Annotated in this window: 19 protein-coding genes, 1 tRNA gene and 2 pseudogenes; 10 read left to right on the forward strand and 12 right to left on the reverse strand. The window is 69.9% G+C overall.

Going from position 1 to position 18,232, the window contains the following annotated elements; genetic code table 11:
- Positions 1 to 465: 465 nt before the first annotated feature.
- The 7 genes and pseudogenes from AB0C28_RS52965 to AB0C28_RS52995 all read right to left on the reverse strand — a co-directional run bounded on the left by AB0C28_RS52965 (position 466) and on the right by AB0C28_RS52995 (position 6,429).
- Entirely contained in the window at positions 466 to 621 is a 156-nt protein-coding gene (locus AB0C28_RS52965) for a hypothetical protein (protein ID WP_358084716.1), read from the reverse strand.
- Positions 622 to 786: 165 nt separating this feature from the next.
- Complete coding sequence (locus AB0C28_RS52970) at positions 787 to 981, reverse strand: helix-turn-helix transcriptional regulator (protein WP_358084795.1); 195 nt, start codon at positions 979 to 981, stop codon at positions 787 to 789.
- Complete coding sequence (locus AB0C28_RS52975; protein ID WP_358084798.1) at positions 932 to 1,138, reverse strand: GNAT family N-acetyltransferase; 207 nt, start codon at positions 1,136 to 1,138, stop codon at positions 932 to 934. The genes AB0C28_RS52970 and AB0C28_RS52975 overlap by 50 nt, the downstream gene beginning before the upstream one ends.
- Positions 1,139 to 3,066: 1,928 nt before the next feature.
- Positions 3,067 to 3,507 (reverse strand): annotated as a pseudogene (locus AB0C28_RS52980) (ATP-binding protein); the annotation flags it as partial.
- A gap of 150 nt (positions 3,508 to 3,657) precedes the next feature.
- Positions 3,658 to 5,088, reverse strand: a complete 1,431-nt coding sequence (locus AB0C28_RS52985) for an MFS transporter (protein ID WP_358084719.1) — start codon at positions 5,086 to 5,088, stop codon at positions 3,658 to 3,660.
- Between the two features lie 75 nt (positions 5,089 to 5,163).
- A complete protein-coding gene (locus AB0C28_RS52990) occupies positions 5,164 to 5,772 on the reverse strand; it encodes a TetR/AcrR family transcriptional regulator (RefSeq protein ID WP_358084721.1) in 609 nt (202 codons plus the stop codon).
- A gap of 96 nt (positions 5,773 to 5,868) precedes the next feature.
- Complete coding sequence (locus AB0C28_RS52995) at positions 5,869 to 6,429, reverse strand: DUF4396 domain-containing protein (protein ID WP_358084724.1); 561 nt, start codon at positions 6,427 to 6,429, stop codon at positions 5,869 to 5,871.
- A 336-nt stretch (positions 6,430 to 6,765) separates the two neighbouring features.
- Here AB0C28_RS52995 and AB0C28_RS53000 point away from each other — a divergent pair, with 336 nt between their 5' ends.
- The 3 genes from AB0C28_RS53000 to AB0C28_RS53010 are packed head-to-tail and all read left to right on the forward strand — an operon-like array spanning position 6,766 to position 10,531.
- Complete coding sequence (locus AB0C28_RS53000; protein ID WP_357860390.1) at positions 6,766 to 7,278, forward strand: 2Fe-2S iron-sulfur cluster-binding protein; 513 nt, start codon at positions 6,766 to 6,768, stop codon at positions 7,276 to 7,278.
- Positions 7,275 to 8,240, forward strand: coding sequence for a xanthine dehydrogenase family protein subunit M (locus AB0C28_RS53005; protein ID WP_358084727.1), 966 nt, complete (start codon positions 7,275 to 7,277; stop codon positions 8,238 to 8,240). The genes AB0C28_RS53000 and AB0C28_RS53005 overlap by 4 nt, the downstream gene beginning before the upstream one ends.
- Entirely contained in the window at positions 8,237 to 10,531 is a 2,295-nt protein-coding gene (locus tag AB0C28_RS53010) for a xanthine dehydrogenase family protein molybdopterin-binding subunit (RefSeq protein WP_358084730.1), read from the forward strand. Before AB0C28_RS53005 ends, AB0C28_RS53010 begins: the two co-directional genes overlap by 4 nt.
- Before the next feature lie 72 nt (positions 10,532 to 10,603).
- Here AB0C28_RS53010 and AB0C28_RS53015 read toward each other — a convergent pair whose 3' ends face one another.
- On the reverse strand, positions 10,604 to 11,836 hold the full coding sequence (locus AB0C28_RS53015; protein WP_358084733.1) for an MFS transporter: 1,233 nt from the start codon (positions 11,834 to 11,836) through the stop codon (positions 10,604 to 10,606).
- A 64-nt stretch (positions 11,837 to 11,900) separates the two neighbouring features.
- Between AB0C28_RS53015 and AB0C28_RS53020 the strand changes: the two genes are divergently transcribed.
- Complete coding sequence (locus AB0C28_RS53020; RefSeq protein WP_357860402.1) at positions 11,901 to 12,464, forward strand: CGNR zinc finger domain-containing protein; 564 nt, start codon at positions 11,901 to 11,903, stop codon at positions 12,462 to 12,464.
- A gap of 163 nt (positions 12,465 to 12,627) precedes the next feature.
- Here AB0C28_RS53020 and AB0C28_RS53025 read toward each other — a convergent pair whose 3' ends face one another.
- The 3 genes from AB0C28_RS53025 to AB0C28_RS53035 all read right to left on the reverse strand — a co-directional run bounded on the left by AB0C28_RS53025 (position 12,628) and on the right by AB0C28_RS53035 (position 14,100).
- Positions 12,628 to 13,236, reverse strand: coding sequence for a DUF305 domain-containing protein (locus AB0C28_RS53025; protein ID WP_358084736.1), 609 nt, complete (start codon positions 13,234 to 13,236; stop codon positions 12,628 to 12,630).
- 82 nt (positions 13,237 to 13,318) lie between these two features.
- Complete coding sequence (locus AB0C28_RS53030; RefSeq protein ID WP_357860408.1) at positions 13,319 to 13,717, reverse strand: DUF6153 family protein; 399 nt, start codon at positions 13,715 to 13,717, stop codon at positions 13,319 to 13,321.
- Positions 13,718 to 13,890: 173 nt separating this feature from the next.
- On the reverse strand, positions 13,891 to 14,100 hold the full coding sequence (locus AB0C28_RS53035) for a cation transporter (protein ID WP_358084801.1): 210 nt from the start codon (positions 14,098 to 14,100) through the stop codon (positions 13,891 to 13,893).
- 149 nt (positions 14,101 to 14,249) lie between these two features.
- Here AB0C28_RS53035 and AB0C28_RS53040 point away from each other — a divergent pair.
- The 5 genes and pseudogenes from AB0C28_RS53040 to AB0C28_RS53060 all read left to right on the forward strand — a co-directional run.
- Positions 14,250 to 14,723, forward strand: a pseudogene (locus tag AB0C28_RS53040) (FAD-dependent oxidoreductase); the annotation flags it as partial.
- A 46-nt stretch (positions 14,724 to 14,769) separates the two neighbouring features.
- Positions 14,770 to 15,429, forward strand: a complete 660-nt coding sequence (locus AB0C28_RS53045; protein ID WP_358084739.1) for an FAD/NAD(P)-binding oxidoreductase — start codon at positions 14,770 to 14,772, stop codon at positions 15,427 to 15,429.
- 76 nt (positions 15,430 to 15,505) lie between these two features.
- Positions 15,506 to 15,880, forward strand: coding sequence for a BlaI/MecI/CopY family transcriptional regulator (locus AB0C28_RS53050; protein ID WP_358084742.1), 375 nt, complete (start codon positions 15,506 to 15,508; stop codon positions 15,878 to 15,880).
- Positions 15,877 to 16,827: a M56 family metallopeptidase gene (locus AB0C28_RS53055; RefSeq protein WP_358084745.1), complete on the forward strand. Its 951-nt coding sequence runs from the start codon at positions 15,877 to 15,879 to the stop codon at positions 16,825 to 16,827. The genes AB0C28_RS53050 and AB0C28_RS53055 overlap by 4 nt, the downstream gene beginning before the upstream one ends.
- Before the next feature lie 138 nt (positions 16,828 to 16,965).
- Positions 16,966 to 17,514, forward strand: coding sequence for a site-specific integrase (locus tag AB0C28_RS53060; protein WP_357860417.1), 549 nt, complete (start codon positions 16,966 to 16,968; stop codon positions 17,512 to 17,514).
- An 82-nt stretch (positions 17,515 to 17,596) separates the two neighbouring features.
- Here the strand turns inward: AB0C28_RS53060 and AB0C28_RS53065 are convergent.
- Positions 17,597 to 17,670 (reverse strand) — tRNA-Pro (locus AB0C28_RS53065).
- A 94-nt stretch (positions 17,671 to 17,764) separates the two neighbouring features.
- On the opposite strand from AB0C28_RS53065, the gene AB0C28_RS53070 reads away from it, so the two are divergent.
- Positions 17,765 to 18,190, forward strand: a complete 426-nt coding sequence (locus tag AB0C28_RS53070) for a hypothetical protein (protein ID WP_357860420.1) — start codon at positions 17,765 to 17,767, stop codon at positions 18,188 to 18,190.
- The last annotated feature ends 42 nt before the right edge of the window (positions 18,191 to 18,232 follow it).

The following is an 18,232-nucleotide window of genomic DNA, read 5'->3' on the forward strand; positions in this document are numbered from 1 at the left end:
CCCCAGCCGCGATTACCAACCTCAGGCAAACCCCAGCAAGACGAAACCCCCGAACCCGTAGGTTCGAGGGTTTCCGATGTCCTGAGACATCACAACCGTCGGGACGACAGGATTTGAACCTGCGACCCCTTGACCCCCAGAACGTGGAAGTATGCGTTTCCGCAGCTCAGCCACTATCTGGGAGAGCGGCAACACGTTCATCGACCTGCAGCTTGTTCAGGTGCGCGCACACCGTGTGGTCCCAATCTGGTCCCAACACCGCTGGGCTCACCATGGCCGTCAAGCTCATCGAGACGGCGAAGCCCCCTTGCGCAGTCAACGCCCCCGTCTCTCGCTCTGGTCCGAGCCGGAGCGAAGTTCCGCGAGACCAAGCTCATCGAACGCCCCGAGGAATCATCGGCCGTCGAGGAGCAACCCACAGCTGTATGAAAATGATCCACAGGTATCGGCGATGGGTGCAGCTCGTCAGCTCGGCTTCAGGTCCGCGGCCAGCTGCGGGATGGCCAGGAACAAGACGGTCAGCATCATGAACAGCAGCATGGCGGGCAGGACCAGCACGGCCAGCCCGAGCCAGGCTCTGGCGCCGGTGTGCGCCCCCGGGGTTGTCTGAGCGGACGACATGAGCGTCCTCCTTCGGCGGATTCGGACAGTGGAAGATCCGGCACAGTGTGCGTTCGGCCATGTCCCTCGGAAGCGAACGTTCGCGTCCATGACGGCATGACGTCGCCAACAGTAGGAACGCTCAGGCCGTCGCCGAATCAGTGAAGTCGCCAGTCTTGGCCGGTGTCAGGCTGGGCGCTCGGCAAGGACCAGCCTCATGAGCTCGGCTCGCGAGGTGACGGCGGTCTTCTGGAAGACCTTGCGCAGGTGGTAGTCCACCGTCCGGGGGCTGAGGAATAGCTGGGCGGCGATCTCCCGGTTGGTCAGCCCCTCACCGACGGCCAGCGCGATGCGTAGCTCCTGTGCGGTGAGCGTGCTCAAGGCTCCTGCTTCGGAGGGCCGTACCGACTCCCCTGCCGCGCGAAGTTCGCTCAACGCACGATCGGCCCAGGTGAGCGCGCCGATGCGGCGGAAGGTCTCCAACGCGCCTCGCAAGTAATGCTGCGCCTGTGAACGTCGCCGGGCACGCCGCGACCACTCGCCGGCAAGGAGCTCGGTCCTGGCTTGCTCCAGCGGGGCGTCAAAGCCGGCGTGCAGTCTAAGGCTCTCCACGTAGTGATTGTCGGCGGTGCCGCCACTGCTGATCAGCGCCCGGCAACGGGCCGCGAGCGCGGCCGGCTCCGGCGAGATCGCCTGCTCGGCCCACCGGACGTAGCGGGCTGTGGCCGCTGCCGCTCGCTCGTGCTCGCCAGCGCGGACCAGCGCTTCGACGAGGTCGGGGACAGTTGCCGCGATCAGGTCGGCGGGCGTGTCGGTGTCCCAGTCACCGACCGCCTCGAAGTGCCGAGCGGCCTCGCGGTATCTGCCTGCGCCCAGCTCGATGAGGCCAAGTGCGCGCAGGGCATAGGACCGCGCGTCGGCCAGCCTGCGGCTACTCGCTTCAACCAGGACGTCGGCGGCCAACTGGGCGGCGTCGGAACGGCCCTGAACGGCCGCGCACCAGGCCAGCAGCCCTCGATTACGGCAGGCTGTACTCGGCTGGCCCACCTCCACGGCGAACTGGTACCCCTCCTCCGCGTACGCCTCGGCGAGCCCGAACCTGCCCCGCGCGATCTCATCGGCTGCCTTGTACTCGAGATTCCAGGCGAGCGCACCCAGCGATCCGTTCGTACGCGCCAGCCGCCCGGCATCGCGGTACAGGCGCCTGCTCAGCTCGTACTCGCCGAGCCCGCGAGTCAGGGCCCCGGCCAGAGTCATCAAGATCGGATCGGTGAGCGACTCGATCGCGGCCTCCTCGTCCGCCGTGGCAGGTGCCACATCACCGCCGGAACGGGCCTGACAGGCACGGCGCAAGAGCAGCAGCACCGCGTCCTCCGGATCGTCCGGTTCCAGCGCAACGTCCTCCAGCCAGCCCGCGAGCTCGGACCAGGCCTGCGGCCGGTTGGCACGGGTTCCCAGGTCGCCGTACATCGCGATGGTGGGCGTGAAGCGGCGCCGATCAAGGCGCAGTACGCGCGGGATCCAGGGCCTGATGAGGTCCATCGCGTCCTCGGGCGAGCCGGCGAACTCGGCCACGATGGCGCGCATCACCACCAGCGGTATCCGATCCTCCTCGCCGAGCTGAGGTTCGCGCTCCGCTCGGTCGAGCAGTCCCACCGCCTTCTCGGTGAACCCGCCCAGGGCGGCTGCGTGCGCCGCGGACCACAGCCGCCGTCCCCTGCGCGGGCCGTCCGCCGTGAGCTCAGCCGCTCTCGCCAACGCGGCCATGGCCGCGGCGGGGCCACCGCGCAGGGCCGCCTGTTCGGCCGAGCGCTCCAGCTCTTCGGCTGCCTGCTCGTCGGGTCCCACTGCGGCCTGGCCGAGATGCCAGGCACGGCGATGCTGGTCGGCCGGGCTGTCGAAGGCCGCGGCAAGCGCTCGATGGATCGCGGCCCGCCGATTAGCCGTGGCGCTGTGATAGATCGCGGACCGGATTAGCGGATGCCGGAACACCAGCCGCGTCCCGTCGTAGGCCAGAAGCTCGTCAAGCTCGACCCGGCGCAGCGGGCCGGTGTCGACCTGCAGGGTCGCAGCCGCCTTCTCGAGAATGTCGACGCCGCCCGTGCCATGGGTGGCGATGAGCTGCAGCAGTGGCAGCGACTCGGCATGCCGCGTCCGGATCCTGGCCAGGAACGAGCGTTGCAGTTCGTCGGTCATGGCGAGCGGCTCCTGCGTGCCCTCCTGGGGTTGTGGCCTTGCGGCAAGTTCGATCAGGGCCAGGGGGTTTCCGCTCGTGGCGGTCAGGAGGCGGTTCTGCTCGCTATCGGTCAGGCGCTGCTCGCCCAGGCACTCGGCGAGCAGCGCCTTGGCCGCCTCTCGGTCGAGGCCCATGAGCGGGACGCGGCGCGCGTCGGGCAGATCGGCGCCGTGCCCCTCATCGGCCCGCGCGGCCAGCGCCAGCGCGACGGACTCGTTGTGCAGACGGCGGGCGACGAACGCCAGCGTCTTCAGCGTCGGCTGATCCGCCCAGTGCGCGTCGTCCACGACGCACAACACTGGGCGGGTGCCGGCCAGCAGGGACAACAACGACAGAGTGGACAACGCCACCAGGAACGGATCAGGTGGTGCTCCATGCGCGCGTCCGAACAGGATGTTCAGGGCTCGCGCCTGGGGGCCCGGCAGCTCGTCCACGGAGCCGAGCACGGGGAACAACAGCTGGTGCAGGGTCGCATAGGCGAGATCGGACTCCGGCGCGGCACCAACGGCGTGCAGTACCAGGAAACCGGCCGCCCGCTCCTCCGCGTGGGACAGCAGGGTGGTCTTGCCGATTCCCGGCTCCCCCAGCACGATCACCCCGCCGCCGCGGCCCTCGGCGGCGTGCCGCAGCAACGACTCGATCAGATCCGCCTCGTCGTCTCTCCCCAGCACACGCCGAGCATAGAAACCCCTGGCACTTGTGACAAAGCGACCCCGAGACCGGCGACTTCGCCGATGCGCCCGCCGCAGTGCTCCGGCCCGCTGACCCCTGTCGAATGCTTTGTCGATGTGCGGCGGCCGAGCCGGGCTCTCGACGACACCTCAGTGTCCGTGACCGTGCCCGTGTCCGACGAAGGCCGCCGGGGGCCGACCCGGCGGGACGAGGCCGAGCGACACGACCGCCGCCACTCCGGCGACCACCGCGCACAGCGTCAGCCCGGAGACGAACCCGCCGACGTCGGCCGCACCGCTGGGCGCCAGGCTCGCCGCGGCCACAGTCGAGACCACCGCCACGCCGATCGAGCCGCCGAGCTCGTGAAAGGTGTTGATGACGCCGGAGGCGACGCCGTTCTCGCCGGGCGGGATGTTGGCCATGGTCGTCGTGGTGGCCGTCACGAACGCCGGCCCGATGCCGAGCGCCGCCAGCGCGAAGCCGGGCAGCAGCGTGACGTACGGATCGGCGTCCGGCGAGATACGGGTCATCAGCGCCGCGCCCGCAGCGGTGAGCACGAACGAGGCCACCGCCACCGGCCGCCCGCCGAGCCGGCCGATCAGGTGCCCGCCGGCCTGGGTGCCGATCGTGATCGCGATCGCCACCGGCAGGAACAGCAGCCCGGTCCGCAGCGGCCCGAACCCCATCACCCGCTGCAGGTAGAGCGAGCTGAGGAAGAACAGGCCCAGCATGAGCCCCGTGGCGACGAGCATGACGAACGTCCCGGAGATCACCGGCCGTCGGGCCAGGGTGACGGCACGCATGAGCGGGGCCCGTACCGACCGCTCCACCAGCACGAACAGCACGTAGAGCAGCCCCGCACCGGCCAGCGGCAGTACCATGCCGGCCGCGCCCCAGCCGGCGTCGCCCGCGGTGACGAGCCCGTAGATCAGCAGGGCCGTCGCCGCCGTGACGATCAGTGCCCCGGGCACGTCGACCGGCTCCGCCCGTCCCGGCGCGGCCGGCACGACGGCGGGGATGGCGGCGAGCACGAGCAACCCGATCGGTACGTTCACGAAGAACACCCAGGTCCAGCCCGGACCGGCGGTCAGGAGCCCGCCCAGCAGTACCCCCAGGGCCGCTCCCGTGCCGCCGATGGCGGCCCACACGCCGAGCGCCCGCCCGCGCCGTGGGCCATGGAACGTGGTAGTGATCACGGCCAGCGCGGCGGGGCTGAGCAGCGCGGCCCCCACCCCTTGCAGCGCCCGCCCGGCCAGCAGCGTCGGGCCGGTGGCGGCCAGCCCGCACAGCAGCGAGGCCGCCGTGAACAGCCCCAACCCGGCGAGCAGCGTTCGCCGCGCGCCGAGCGCGTCGGCCAGCCGCCCGCCGAGCACCATCAGACCGCCGAAGCACAGCGTGTACGTGGTCACCACCCAGGTCAGCGCCTCGCGGCCGAGTGCCAGGTCCGTGCCGATCGCGGGCAGCGCGATCTGCACCACGGTGATGTCCACGATCAGCATGAACTGGGCCAGGCAGAGCAGCACCAGCACGGTCCACCCGCCGGTACGCGCAGGCGCGTGGGGGGACGTGTCGTCAACCATCCGGAACTCCTTAACTCGAACAGCGATGTTCAAGTTAGCACGCACAGGGATACCCGGGTAGGGCATAAGAGATGTTCAGGAGGAAGCGGACACCCCGTCCGTCAGAAGCGACACCATGCTGGCGATCAGTACGCGCTCCACGTCCTCGGGAGCCAGCCGGCCCGCCTCGCGCTCCTGAGCGGCGCTGTGAATGAGCGAGAAGAACGTCGTCACCAGCCAGGGAAGCGGCAGGTCGGTGCGGAAGTCGCCGTCCCGTTGCCCGCGCTCGATGAGCCGTTCCACCCGGCGCAGAGGCCGGTCGTGATGCTGCCTGATCCGCTCGGTGGCCATCATCCGGTCGGCGGCCACGAAAAGCCGGCGGTGCCGGTCGAGGATCTCCCACGACGACCGCAGCAGGGCCGCCATGGCCTCCGGAGTCGGCGCGGTCTCCAGCGCCGGGTCCTCCAGCACCGCGTCCGCAGCATCGACCACGTGGTTCAGCACCGCCTCCACCAGCGCCTCGCGCGACGGAAAGTGCCCGTACAAGGTCACCCGTCCCACCCCGGCGGCCTTGGCGATGGCGGCGACGCTGGCGGCCGGGTCGGAGCTCAGCAGGCGCGCACCCGCTGCGAGGATGGCCGCGATGTTGCGCTCGGCGTCGGCCCGCCGGACGGGCGCGGACTGTCGTGAGGCGGCTTTCACCATGCGATCACCCTACGACGCCCACCCGCCGCGGCCGGCAGCATGCCCTGACCTGCGAGGTTCCTCAGTGCCAGAGATCGCCGGCCTTAGCGGCGCTGCTCAGTGATGGTAGGCGTGAATCACCGCATGCCCCTTGCCTCGCCCGATGATCCACTTGTTGATCGGAGTGGTGACGAGAAAGGCGACCAGCAGCGAGAAGGCCAGTGCACCCCAGAACAGCAACGAGGTCAGACCGGAGTCCATGGCACCAGGGATGATCAGCATGACGCCGTTGTCGACGATCTCCATGACAAGGATCGACAGGGTGTCTGCGGCCAGGGCGAGACGCAGCGCCGTACGCCAGTTCAGACCTGCACGGAACAGGCCGCGCAGGGTGAGCGCGTAGCCGAAGATGAACGCCAGGACGACCGCCAGGATGATGCTCGGCACGTTGTGCCAGCCGAGCGCGGTGGCGATGACCATGCCGAGCACCTCGCCGATGGCACAGCCCGTAAGGCAGTGCAAGGTCGCCGAGGCGGCCACTCCCCATGTCGCCTTCATCGGCCCGTGGTGGCCGTGCTCCTCGGATTGCTGCGCGTGACTACTATGCGGGTCGGTAGCGGGAGCGTGAGAGCCGTGGTCGTGCATCTCATGCCCACCATGGTGCATCGATTCAGACATTGGCACCTTCTAGTTTGATCAGTCACATTTGACCCGGCCAACCTAAACCCCCCGCCCGTATGGTGGCAATGTCAGACGAGCTTCCGTCACCCTCGTCTCCTATGCGGCATAGGACATGTGACAGACGCTCAGCCGTGCTGCTGGTCCCCTCTTTGACCCGCGGTGGTCATGCGGAGAACGGCCTCGACGAGCCGGCCTGGTGCCGTGGCGAAGTTGAGGCGGACGAACCCGCGCCCAGGCGGCCCGAACCTTCGCCGGACGGCAGCGCCCCGCATACCTCTATAGGGTATCGTGCAATAAGTCGTACATGTATGTACGAGATTGTCGGAGGCGTTGATGAACAGCCACATACCCATCCATTTGGACGTGAACGGACGAGTTCACGATCTGTCCCTGGATCCCCGCACCTCGCTGCTCGACTGCCTGCGCGAGCACCTGGGTCTGACCGGCACGAAGAAGGGCTGCGACCAGGGCGCCTGCGGCGCGTGCACGGTCCTGCTTGACGGCGACCGGGTCAACTCCTGCCTGACGCCGGCCGTGCAGTGCGACGGCACGGAGATCGTCACCATCGAGGCCCTGGCCGACCACGAGCTGGGCAGCCAGGTGCAGCAGGCGTTCCGCACGCACGACGGGTTCCAGTGCGGCTACTGCACTTCCGGGCAGATCTGCTCGATCATCGGCATGCTGGCCGAGCACCGCGACGGCCGGCCGAGCGCCGTGACCGAGGACCTCACCCGGCCGGCGCCGCTCACCCGCGCCGAGATCAGGGAGCGCATGGCGGGCAACCTGTGCCGGTGCGGCGCCTACAACGGCATCGTGGCCGCCGTCCGGGAGGTGGCCGGGGCATGAGGGAGTTCGCCTATGTCAGGGTCGCGTCGGTGTCCGAGGCGATCGGGCTCGCGGGTCCGGTGAGGTATCTGGCCGGAGGGACGAACCTGTTCGATCTGATGCGGGAGGAGGTGGAGCGGCCCGAGCGGGTCATCGACATCTCCCGGCTATCGTTGTCGGCCATCGAGGACCTGCCGGACGGCGGGCTGCGCCTCGGGGCACTGGCCCGCAACGCGCACGTCGCCGCCGACGACCGGATCCGCCGACGCTACCCGGTGCTCGCGCGAGCCCTGCTGAACGGGGCTTCCCCCCAGCTGCGCAACCGCGCCACGGTGGGCGGCAACCTGCTGCAGCGCACCCGTTGCCGCTACTTCTACGACCTCGGCGCGGCCTGCAACAAGCGCTCCCCGGGCACGGGATGCGACGCGCTGGACGGGCTCAACCGAGGTCACGCCATCCTCGGGGCGAGCGAGAGCTGCGTAGCCGTCCACCCGTCCGACATGTGCGTGGCACTGGCCGCGCTCGGCGCGACCGTCAATCTCACCGGCCCCGAGGGCGACCGGAGCGTACCGGTCATGGACTTTCACCATCTGCCCGGCGCGACACCGGAGATCGAGACCGTGCTGAGGGGTGGTGAACTGGTCACGAGCGTGGACCTGCCGCCGTGGCCGCCGGCCCGGGGCGCCTACGTGAAGGTACGTGACCGGGTCAGCTACGCCTTCGCACTGGTGAGCGCCGCCGTGCTCCTCCGCATCGAGGGCGGCCGGATCGCCACCGCCCGTATCGCGCTCGGCGGGGTGGCGCTCAAGCCGTGGCGCGCGTACGCGGCCGAGGACCTGCTGACGGGTGCGCCGCCGGACGAGCGGATCTTCGAGGAAGCGGCGAGGGAGGCGGTCGCGGAAGCGCGACCCCTGCGCCACAACGCGTTCAAGATCGAGATGGCCGCGCGGCTGATCCGCCGTACCCTGGTGGAGCTGGCATGACGTTCACCTCACGCGCCTTCGGCCTCGGCACCAAAGTCCTCGGCAAGGTGGCCCGGCTGCTGCCCGACGGCCGCCACGACCCCCTGTCCACCCGGCCCGGCGAGATCGGCCGTGACGTGAACCGGCTCGACGGGCCCGCGAAAGTGTCCGGCGGAATTGCCTACACCGCCGACCACGTCCCCGCCGGGCTGGCTTACGCCGTCGCGGTGCCCAGCACAATCGCCAAGGGCCGCGTCACCGCCATCGACACCTCCCGGGCGCTCGCGGCGCCCGGCGTGCTGCTGGTGATGACGCACGAGAACGCGCCGCCGATGAGACCTACGGGCGCGTACGCCACGCTCAGGGCACCGGTCGGCGCCGCCGCGATGAGCCTGCCGATCTTGAATACCGATCGCGTCTTCTGGCACGGCCAGCCGATCGCCGTCGTCGTGGCCGAGTCGCAGGAGCAGGCTGAACACGCCGCCCGGCTCGTGCAGGCCCGCTACGCGCCAGAGCCCGCCGTCCTGGCGATGTCGGATGAGGCCGCCTACACCCCGGCTCACTCGGTGCTGGAGGAGTCGAGGACGGTCGTTGGGAACGTGCGAGCCGGACTGGCTCGGGCCACGGCCACCGTGCAGGCCGTCTACAGCACGCCGGCCGAGCACCACAACGCGCTCGAACCGCACGCCACCGTGGCCACGTGGAACGGCGACGACCTCACCGTGTACGACACCTCGCAATACCCCTACGGCGTCAAGGAGATGCTCGCGAAGAAGTTCGGCCTGCCCCGCGACCGGGTGCACGTGCTGGCGCCGTACATCGGGGGCGGGTTCGGCGGCAAGACGTGCGCCTGGCCGCACGTGGCCCTCGCCGTCGCCGCCGCCTGGCTGGCGGGGCGGCCGGTCAAGCTGGCGTTGTCGCGTACGCAGACGTACCTGATGACCGGCGGCCGGGCGCCGACGCGCAGCCGGGTCCGGCTCGGCGCCGACGAGCAGGGCCGGCTGACGGCCATCGTCCACCACGCGCTGGCCACGTGTACCGCCGACGAGTTCGCCGAGGCCGCCATCGCCGCCTCCCGCCACCTGTACGCCTGCCCGAACATCTCCGCCCACCAGAAGGTGACCCGGGTGGACCGCATCCAGAACGCGTTCTTCCGCGGCCCCGGCGTCGCCCCGGGATCGTTCGCCATGGAATCGGCCATGGACGAACTCGCCTGGGAACTCGGCATGGACCCGCTCGAACTACGCCTGCGCAACGAGCCCGACCGCGACCCGGTCTCCGGCAACCGCTTCACCAGCCGCCACCTGCGCGAGGCCTACCTGCTCGGCGCGGAGACCTTCGGCTGGCACGAACGTGCCCCGCTCCCCCGGGCCACCCGCGACGGACACTGGCTCGTGGGACACGGCATGGCAGCAGCGATCAACCCCGACGCCATGCTCATCGCCGCCGTCCGGCTGCGATTGGACGCCGACGGCACGTTCACCATCCACAGCAGCACCAACGAGCTGGGCGCGGGTACCTCCACCGCCCAGACCCAGGCCGCCGCCCAGCGCCTCGGCGTGCCCATGGGCAAGATCCGCTTCCTTCAGGGCGACTCCGACGTGGCCAGGACCCGCATCCCCGGCGCCTCGGCGGCCACCACCACCCTCGCCTCGGCCATCTGGAACGCGTGCGACCAGCTCGTACGAGAACTCCTCAAGCTCGCCAAGGACACGCCGCTGGCGGGGCTCCTGCCCGGCGAGATGGAAGCGCGCGACGAGGGACTGTTCACCAGGGACGGCCGCGGCATGACCTACCGGCAGATCCTGGAGTTGGCAGGCCGCGACCATGTCGAGGTGACCGGCAAGTCGGCGCCGCCGTACCAGACCCTCAAACGCACCACCAGCACCTACGGCGCGCACTTCGCTGAGGTATGGGTCGACGAGGACACCGGTGAGGTCCGCGTCACCCGCTGGGCCGGCGCCTTCGACGGAGGCCGCATCGTTTCCCCCAAGCAGGCCGCCGGCCAGATGCGCGGCGGCATCATCCAGGGCATCGGCATGGCCCTCATGGAGGAGACCCTGCTCGACGAGCGCTCCGGCCGCATCGTCAACGCCAGCCTGGCCGAACAGCACATCCCCACCCATGCCGACGTGCCCGACATCGACGTGCGCTTCGTGGACCGGCCCGACCGCCAGACCCCTCTCGGCGCCAAGGGCATCGGCGAACTGGGGATTGTCGGAGTGGCGGCGGCCATCGCCAACGCGGTCTACCACGCCGCCGGCACCCGCGTCCGAGCCCTCCCCATCACTCCGGACAAGCTGCTCCCATAAACCTCTGGAGAGGATCACTCTCACTCGGGCCCGGCTGCTCCAGGCCGGCCAAGGCTGTCTGCGCGGCGAAACTCAGCTATCCGCCCCCTGGTCCGACTCCCGGACAGGGGTGACGGTCGGTGCCGCGGCGGGCGTGAGCGAGGGCGGGGCGAGTCTGCTGGCGACGGCCGCCAGGATCGCGGCGGCAGCGGCCGCTGCCGCCGCGGCGCCGAACGCGGTGGCGCCGGTGTCATCGGGGCCGGTGAGGTGACCGGCGACGGCGGTGCCCAGGCCGTAGCCCGCCCACATGAAGGTGTTGAGCCAGGCGAAGACCTCCGTTCGGTAGCCGGCAGGGGCGTGGTCGGCGAGCAGGGCGGGCACTGCGGCATCGCGTGGGCCGGTGACCAGGCCGACAAGCGTCATCAGTATGGCGAGCGACACGAAGCCGGGTGCCCAGGCTCCGCCGAGCAGGACGGCCGCTTCGGCGAGTGAGAGCAGGACGAGCAGGCGTCCGCCGTTGAGGGGCCAGGATCGCGCGCCGTACCCGAGGGTGCCCAGGAGGGCGCCGGCCGACAGGAGGCCCATCAGCAGGCCGGCGGAGGCGGCCGAGCCGAAGGCGGTGGCCGAGGCGACGGTGGCGATGCGCAGGCAGCCGAAGGTGAACGTGCCAAAGGCGGTGATGGTCAGCAGCAGGAGGGTGTACGGGTGGGTGAGCGGCCCGGCCAGGCGCAGTCTGCCAGGCGGAACCGGCTGGGCCTGCCGGACCGCCGGGGAGGCCAGTAACAGGGCGGTGCCGGCCAGGACCGTGGCGCCCGCGGCACTCACCACGGCCTGAGCTGGGACGATCCAGACCAGGACCGGCACGAGCAGCGGGCCGACGATGAACATCAGCTCGTTGACGGCGTTGTCGACGGCGTAGGCGGCGGGCAGGATGGCGGTGGGGACGAGGCGTGGCCAGGCGCTTCTGATGACGGATCCGGCGGGCGGGGTGGTGGCACCAAGGAGCACCGCGGCGCCGATCATCAGGGCGGGCGGGGTGAGCAGGAGCAGGGTGTAGGCGAGAGCGTGGGCGGCCAGGTAGCCGGTCAGGGCTGGGCGCGGGCCGTACCGGTCGGCGATGCGTCCGCCGAGCGGCGCGCACAGGGCCAGGGCCAGCGCGTGGCCGGTGAGGACGAGTCCTGCGGTGGCGTAGGAGCCGAGCCGGTCGACGGCGGCCAGCAGCAGGGCGAGGCTGAGTATGGGCGTGCCCAGCTTGACGAGAAGGGCGGCGGCGAGCAGGCGGGAGACGCCTGAGTGGGTGAGCAGACGGCGATAGGGCGCGAACATGACGGCTCCGTTACTATCTAACTGGATTACGCCTATGACACACAGAAAGAGTGTTACCAGTCAAGTGGAGATAGCCTGTAACGTCACCCGCCAGGCCCCGCTGATCGCCGAGCTGGTCAACCTGGCCACGGCACGCCAGCGGGGCGGCACCTCGGTACAGCCATCGACGGGCGAGGATCTGGCGGCGACGATCGCCGCACAGCTCGGCGACCGCGCCGGCGCCGCCCTGCGCGCCGATCCGGGCGCGGGGCGGCGCCTGGCCGAGCTGGCCGCCGAGTTGCGGCAGGCACTGCTGGCCGAGCATCCAGCCGACCAGGCCGCCCGCATCAACGCCATGATCCGCAGATACGGGGCGCAGCCTTACCTGGTCGAGGATGTCGGCCAGCCGTTTCACCTGCACTTCCACGGCTCGGGCGGCACCCAGGTGGAAGCGCTGGGCGGCGAGTTCGCCACCGCGCTGGCCCTCATCGTGGACGGCTACGGCCCCGACCGCTTTGGGCAGTGCGAGGCGCACCAGTGCGAGGCCGTTTACATCGACCTGACCCGCAACGCCTCGCGCCGCTACTGCAGCCCGGCCTGCACGGCGCGCGCCAAGACCGCCGCCTACCGCAGCCGCCGTCACGCCTGATCACGCCATCACGGATATCGCCATGTGGGTCGAAGTGGTGATCTTCACTCGGCTGCCGAGGGCAGGCGCCGGTGCCGGGGCGAGCCGTCCGCCGCCCTTCCCAGCAGCTGTGCAGGCTGTATCCCGGCAAACACAAGCCGCGCCACGGGACCAGTCGCCTACATCAGAGCCGGTCGAGGATCTTCTGCAACTGCTCCACCTCGGCCTGCTGCGCCGTTTCGATGGTCTTGGCCAGTTCCTTCGCCTCGGGGTTCGAGCCGCCCGACTGCTCGGTGCGAGCCATCTCGATGGCGCCGTTGTGGTGGGCGATCATCTGCTGCGCGAAGAGCTTGTCGAACTCCGCCCCCTTGGCCGCCTTGAGCTTCGTCATGTCCTCCTCAGACATGACGCCGGGCATGTCGTGCCCCATGCCGCCCTCCGGCGCGGCCTTGCCCCACTCGGTCAGCCAGCCCTTCATGGTCTGGATCTCCGGGTCCTGGGCTGCCTTGATCTTCGCCGCGAGCTCCTTGATCTCCGGGTCGGCCGCGCGCTCAGGCGCCAGCTCGGCCATCTCGACCGCCTGCTCGTGGTGCGGGATCATCATCTGCGCGAACATGGCGTCCGCGTCGTTGAACGTGGCCGAGGGCTGCGCGCTTGCGGTGGTGGCGGCAGGTGCGCTGCTGCTGCTCATTCCTTCGTGCCCGGCCATGGAGTCGCCGTTGCCGCCACAGGCGGCCGCCAGCGTGAGTGCTCCTGCGGCGATGGCGACGGACGTCTTGCGGTTGATACGCATTGCTCGTTGTTCTCTCGATCGTGTTGGAAGTCCGGACCTGTTCGCGGGCAGGCGGGACACCTGTTCCGCACGGGCCGTCGGCCTATATGCGCAACATCGAGAGAATCGCCAGACGCCGGGACGTGAGCTTCGGCGGAGGTCTGGCGACCTGGCCGGCGGACGGGTGCGTCGCGGCCTTGTCGACGCCGCGTCTTCCTTCCCTGGCCCAGGTCGCGATCAACAGCAGGATCACGAACGTCATGAGCACGGCCAGGCAGACGTCTGTCGGGTCGAACCCCGGCATCTCCCGGTCGGGAACAAAGGACTCCATGCCCGCGGCAATCACGGATGTGACGGCAGGAACGGCCTCCATGCCATGTGTGGAGGAGGAGCCGCCGTGCCCGCCGTCCAGGTGTCCGAGGGTGTGCATGCCACAGACGCCCAGGGCGAGGGCCATGAGCAGGACGGCCCGCAGCGCGTGCACTGCACGGCGCTGCCACATAGATCCCACCGCCCCTCGCAGATCATCGGCACGTCACGACACTTTTCAGTGTACTAAGGCGACTCGTAGCACCTGCCAGGAACCGGCCGGGTGCCGCCACACAGGGATGTACGGCACCCGGCCGTCAATCGTTCAACGAGAGCACCGGCGAAGGCGCTCTCGTCCAGGTTCGGTCAGGCGGAGACCAGCTCGTAGCCGGCTTCCTCAACGGCGTCGCGCACACGAGCTTCCTCGATGGGCTCGTTCGCCGTCACAGTCACGTTCCCGGTGGCCAGGTCGACGTCGACGTCCGTGACGCCGGCGGTCTTGCCGACTTCGGACTTCACCGAGCCCACGCAGTGGCCACAGGTCATCCCGCTCACGGTGTAGGTCGCACTGCTCATCATGACTCCCCTCGATCAATACCCCTCATAGGTATAAGGCAGCTGGACGATGTGCCACGGATGTTCGCGATGCAACCCCCAACCCCCTACAGGTATATGAGACGTAGCCCACGTCAAGACATATACCCCTCGGGGGTATTGTCTCCCGTATGAGAAAGCTCAACTCCATCGCCATCGCCGGAGCCTCACTGGCCGGTCTCCGCGCGTTCCAGGCTCTGCGGCGTGAAGGTTTCGACGGCACGATCACCCTGGTGGGGGCCGAGAAGTACCTGCCCTACAACCGTCCCCCACTGTCCAAGAGCATGCTCACGGGCGACGACGAGGTCACGCTTCCCGGTGCCGAGGAAGTCGGCGACCGATGGCTCAAGGGCCGCCATGCCGTGCGGCTGGACACCTCGGAGCGGCGGCTGATCCCGGACGACGGCTCGGACGTCCGCTACGACGGCCTGGTGATCGCCACCGGCGCGCGCCCGCGGCGGCTGCCCGATGCCCCCGAGGGGGTGTACACCCTGCACACCGTCGAGGATTCCCTGGCGCTGCGCGCGGAACTGGCCGCGGGGCCCGGCAACGTCGTCGTCATCGGCGGCGGCTTCATCGGGGGCGAGGTCGCCTCGACCGCGCGCGCCCTCGGGCTCGGCGTCACGCTCGTGGACGCGTCCCCGTCCCCCATTGCGCAACGTCCTGGGCACCGAGACCGCACGCTGGCTGGCCGGCCATCACCGGGACAACGGTGTCGAGCTCGTCAGCGAGACCCGCGTGACCGGGTTCGACGGCCATGGCAGGGTGACGGGGGTGCGCTTGAGCGACGGCCGCACCCTGCCCGCCGACCTGGTCATCGCCGGCATAGGCGTGGTCCCGAACACCGACTGGCTGGACGGCAGCGGGCTGACGGTGAACGACGGAGTGGTCTGCGACGAGCGCCTGTTCGCCTCGGGCACGCAGGACGTGGTCGCTGCCGGCGACGTCGCACGCTGGCCCCACAGCCTGTACGGGGGCGCACTGATCCGCGTCGAGCACTGGTCGAACGCCAACGACCAGGGTGCCGCCGCGGCTCTCAACCTGCTGTCCGGCCCGGAGAACGCCAAGCCCTTCGCCGACCTGCCCTCCTTCGCCACCAACGTGCACGGCGCCCGCGTCCAGACCGCAGGCCTGCCACATCTGGCGGACGAGAGCCTTGTTGTGACGGGAGGCCCGGACGAGGGACGCTTCGCCGTCGCCTTCGCCAAGGACGGCACCCTCACCGGCGCGGTCGCGGTGAACGCGCCCAAGGACCTGATCCGGATCAAGCGCGCCATCGTGGCAGGCGATCGCCTGAGCTCCCTGGCGTGACGAGCAGGCACTGCTGGCCACGCATCTACGATCGCCGGTAGCATTTGTGCAGACTGCGGGTGGAGGGGGCTGTCTCATGGTGCGTGGCCTAGGGGAGCTCGAGTCCACGATCATGGATCGCATGTGGGCCATCAAGCGTCCGGCCTCCGTCAGGGATGTCCTGGAGCACCTGCAGCAGGAGCGCACCCTCGCCTACACGACGGTCATGACCGTGATGGACAAACTGCACACCAAGGGCCTGCTCAAGCGCCAGCCGGTCGGCCGCGCCTACATCTACGAGGCGGTGTCGTCCAAGGAGGCCTACACCGCCGACGTGATGCGCGCGTCCCTGGCCGCGAGCGGCAACAGGGCGGCCACGCTGGTGCACTTCCTCGAGCGCCTGACCCCGGAGGAGGCCAGCGCCTTGGAGGCGGCGCTCCAGGTGTACCCGCCCGGGGGACGCAGCTCGTGATCGTGGCGATCATCCTGGCCCTGTACGGCCTCTTCGCGGCGCTGGCGCTGCCGAAGGTGCTCAAGCGGGCCTCCTGGGCCGACCGCGCGCCACGACTGGCGATCGCCATGTGGCAAGCGGCCGGAGCGTCGGTGGTCGCCTCGGCGCTGCTGTCGGCGTTCGCCGTCGCCGTGCCCGCCTCGGTGGTGGGGCACGGCCTGGCCGACCTGTTCGAGGCCTGCGCCGCACTGCTTCACGACGAGGCGGCCCTGAGCTCGGCCGGCACCCGCGCGAGTATCGCCGTCGCCGGGCTTCTCCTGATCAGAATCGCCTACACGGGCGCCGCGGTCCTCCTACGTGCGCGCCGCGAACGTCGCCGGCACGCCGAAGCGCTGTCGCTGCTCGGCCGGCACGACGGCGACCTCGACGCACTCGTGGTGGACTATGAGGAGCGCCTGGTGTACTGCCTGCCCGGCAGAAACAGCCATGCGGTCATCACCACTGGCGCGCTGCACTCGCTCGCCCACGAACAGGTCGCCGCCGTGCTCGCCCACGAACAGGCGCACCTGCGGGGGCGGCATCACCTGGTGCTCGCCGCCGCCGAGGCCCTGGCTCGGGCATTCCCTCGCGTGCCCCTGTTCGAGCAGGCCCGCGTGGAGGTCGCGCGCCTGGTCGAGTTGCTGGCCGACGATGTCGCGGCACGCCGCCACCCGCGCATCCACATCGCGACCGCGCTGGTCGGGCTCGCGACGGGAAGGGTGCCGGCGTTCGCGCTGGGCGCGGGCGGCGAGACGGCGCTGACGCGCGTCCGCCGGATGCTGCATCCGCAGGCGCCGCTCGGCCGGCGGGAGCGGATCGCCGGGCTGGTGGCGGTCACCGCGCTGCTCGTGGGTCCAGCCACGCTGGCGGTGGCGCCGGGCGTGGCCTCGTTCCTCGCCCATCACTGTCATTCCTTGCTGACCCTCTAGTCGCTACGAGTGGCGATAGTAGTAAGCAGTAGACTCGCGACATGAAGTTCGCGGGAAAGCGGCTGTGCACAGGTGCTGCCGGAATCGCACTAGCTAGTAGCACGCTCGACCGGCAATTATACGGGCTGGGGTGATGTCGTGATCTTCGCCGCCTGTACGGCGGCGCGCATCGGCGAGGTCTCCGGAGTCCGCGCAGGCGACATCGACACGGACACGTGGACCTGGACCCTGCGCAGGCAGACCACGCCGAGCCCCGGCGGTCTCGTGGACAAGGGGACGAAGGGCAAACGAGCCCGGAAGGTGCCGATCATCGCCGAGGTCCGGGATCTGGTCGTACGACGGCTGGAAGCCGCCGGTGACCCAGCTGCGCGGCTGTTCACCGGACCGAGGGGCGGCCGCATCACCACGGCCGTTCTGAGAGACGCCACGCACTGGGACGAGGTCGTGGCCGCCCTGGGCTACGAACACCTCCGTCGCCATGATCTACGCCACACCGGCCTGACGTGGATGGCCGACGCCGGTGTCCCCATCCATGTACTACGCAAGATCGCCGGGCACGGATCGCTGACCACCACTCAGCGCTACCTGCATCCGGACGCCGAGCTCCTCAAGGCCGCGGGCAACGCTTTGAGCGCGCACCTATCGGCAAGCTGGTCCCAAAGTGGTCCCAAGCTGAGGGCTGTCTAGATCATTCGCCCTGGTGGGCACCCAACGCAAAAAGGCCAGTCGACCTGGAGTTACTCCAAGATCGTCTGGCCTTTTACAACCGTCGGGACGACAGGATTTGAACCTGCGACCCCTTGACCCCCAGTCAAGTGCGCTACCAAGCTGCGCTACGTCCCGGTTGTGTCGGCCGCCCCCTGCGGGGCGGGACGTCATAACCTTAGCGCACATCGGAGGTGTACGCGTACACGGAGAGCGGGAGCGAGGGGGTCAGGTGGGGCGCAAGGCGACCATCGATCGCAAGGAGCTGGCCAGGCTCGTCGCCGAGGGCAGGAGCGTGCAGGAGCTGGCCGCTCACTTCGGGGTGAGCGAGTCGGGGGTGCTGCAGGCCAAGCGGGCCGCCGGGCTGGCCAAGCCGATGATGGACCACAGTGCCGCCCTGCCGTGGAAGCTGGCCCGCGAGCACTCCCAGTCCGGGCCGGCCACGAATCTGCGCAACCTGTCGGCGGCGGCGCAGGGCAGGCCGCCGGCGGCCGATCGGCTGAACACCGCGCTGCGGTGGGCCGAGCGGTTGGTCGCCGCGGGGCTCGACGTGCGCTACGACCCCGCCGAGGGGTTCAGCGAGGTGGCCGCTGAGGAAGGCGGGTCGCACGTGGCGTCGGTGCTGGCCGCGGCCAGGAAAGCGCTTGACGGCCGCTGAATCCGGCGTTTCGACCCGCTGGTGGAGGGCAGTCGCTGGTCT

This window comes from Nonomuraea sp. NPDC048892, assembly GCF_040649735.1.
GTDB lineage: Bacteria > Actinomycetota > Actinomycetes > Streptosporangiales > Streptosporangiaceae > Nonomuraea > Nonomuraea maheshkhaliensis.

Bases quoted from the DNA above. Each gene is read 5' to 3' on its own strand.
- AB0C28_RS52965 (WP_358084716.1), bottom strand. From the start codon at position 621: ATGTCGTCCGCTCAGACAACCCCGGGGGCGCACACCGGCGCCAGAGCC.
- AB0C28_RS52985 (WP_358084719.1), bottom strand. From the start codon at position 5,088: ATGGTTGACGACACGTCCCCCCACGCGCCTGCGCGTACCGGCGGGTGG.
- AB0C28_RS52990 (WP_358084721.1), bottom strand. From the start codon at position 5,772: ATGGTGAAAGCCGCCTCACGACAGTCCGCGCCCGTCCGGCGGGCCGAC.
- AB0C28_RS52995 (WP_358084724.1), bottom strand. From the start codon at position 6,429: ATGTCTGAATCGATGCACCATGGTGGGCATGAGATGCACGACCACGGC.
- AB0C28_RS53000 (WP_357860390.1), top strand. From the start codon at position 6,766: ATGAACAGCCACATACCCATCCATTTGGACGTGAACGGACGAGTTCAC.
- AB0C28_RS53005 (WP_358084727.1), top strand. From the start codon at position 7,275: ATGAGGGAGTTCGCCTATGTCAGGGTCGCGTCGGTGTCCGAGGCGATC.
- AB0C28_RS53010 (WP_358084730.1), top strand. From the start codon at position 8,237: ATGACGTTCACCTCACGCGCCTTCGGCCTCGGCACCAAAGTCCTCGGC.
- AB0C28_RS53015 (WP_358084733.1), bottom strand. From the start codon at position 11,836: ATGTTCGCGCCCTATCGCCGTCTGCTCACCCACTCAGGCGTCTCCCGC.
- AB0C28_RS53025 (WP_358084736.1), bottom strand. From the start codon at position 13,236: ATGCGTATCAACCGCAAGACGTCCGTCGCCATCGCCGCAGGAGCACTC.
- AB0C28_RS53030 (WP_357860408.1), bottom strand. From the start codon at position 13,717: ATGTGGCAGCGCCGTGCAGTGCACGCGCTGCGGGCCGTCCTGCTCATG.
- AB0C28_RS53035 (WP_358084801.1), bottom strand. From the start codon at position 14,100: ATGAGCAGTGCGACCTACACCGTGAGCGGGATGACCTGTGGCCACTGC.
- AB0C28_RS53050 (WP_358084742.1), top strand. From the start codon at position 15,506: ATGGTGCGTGGCCTAGGGGAGCTCGAGTCCACGATCATGGATCGCATG.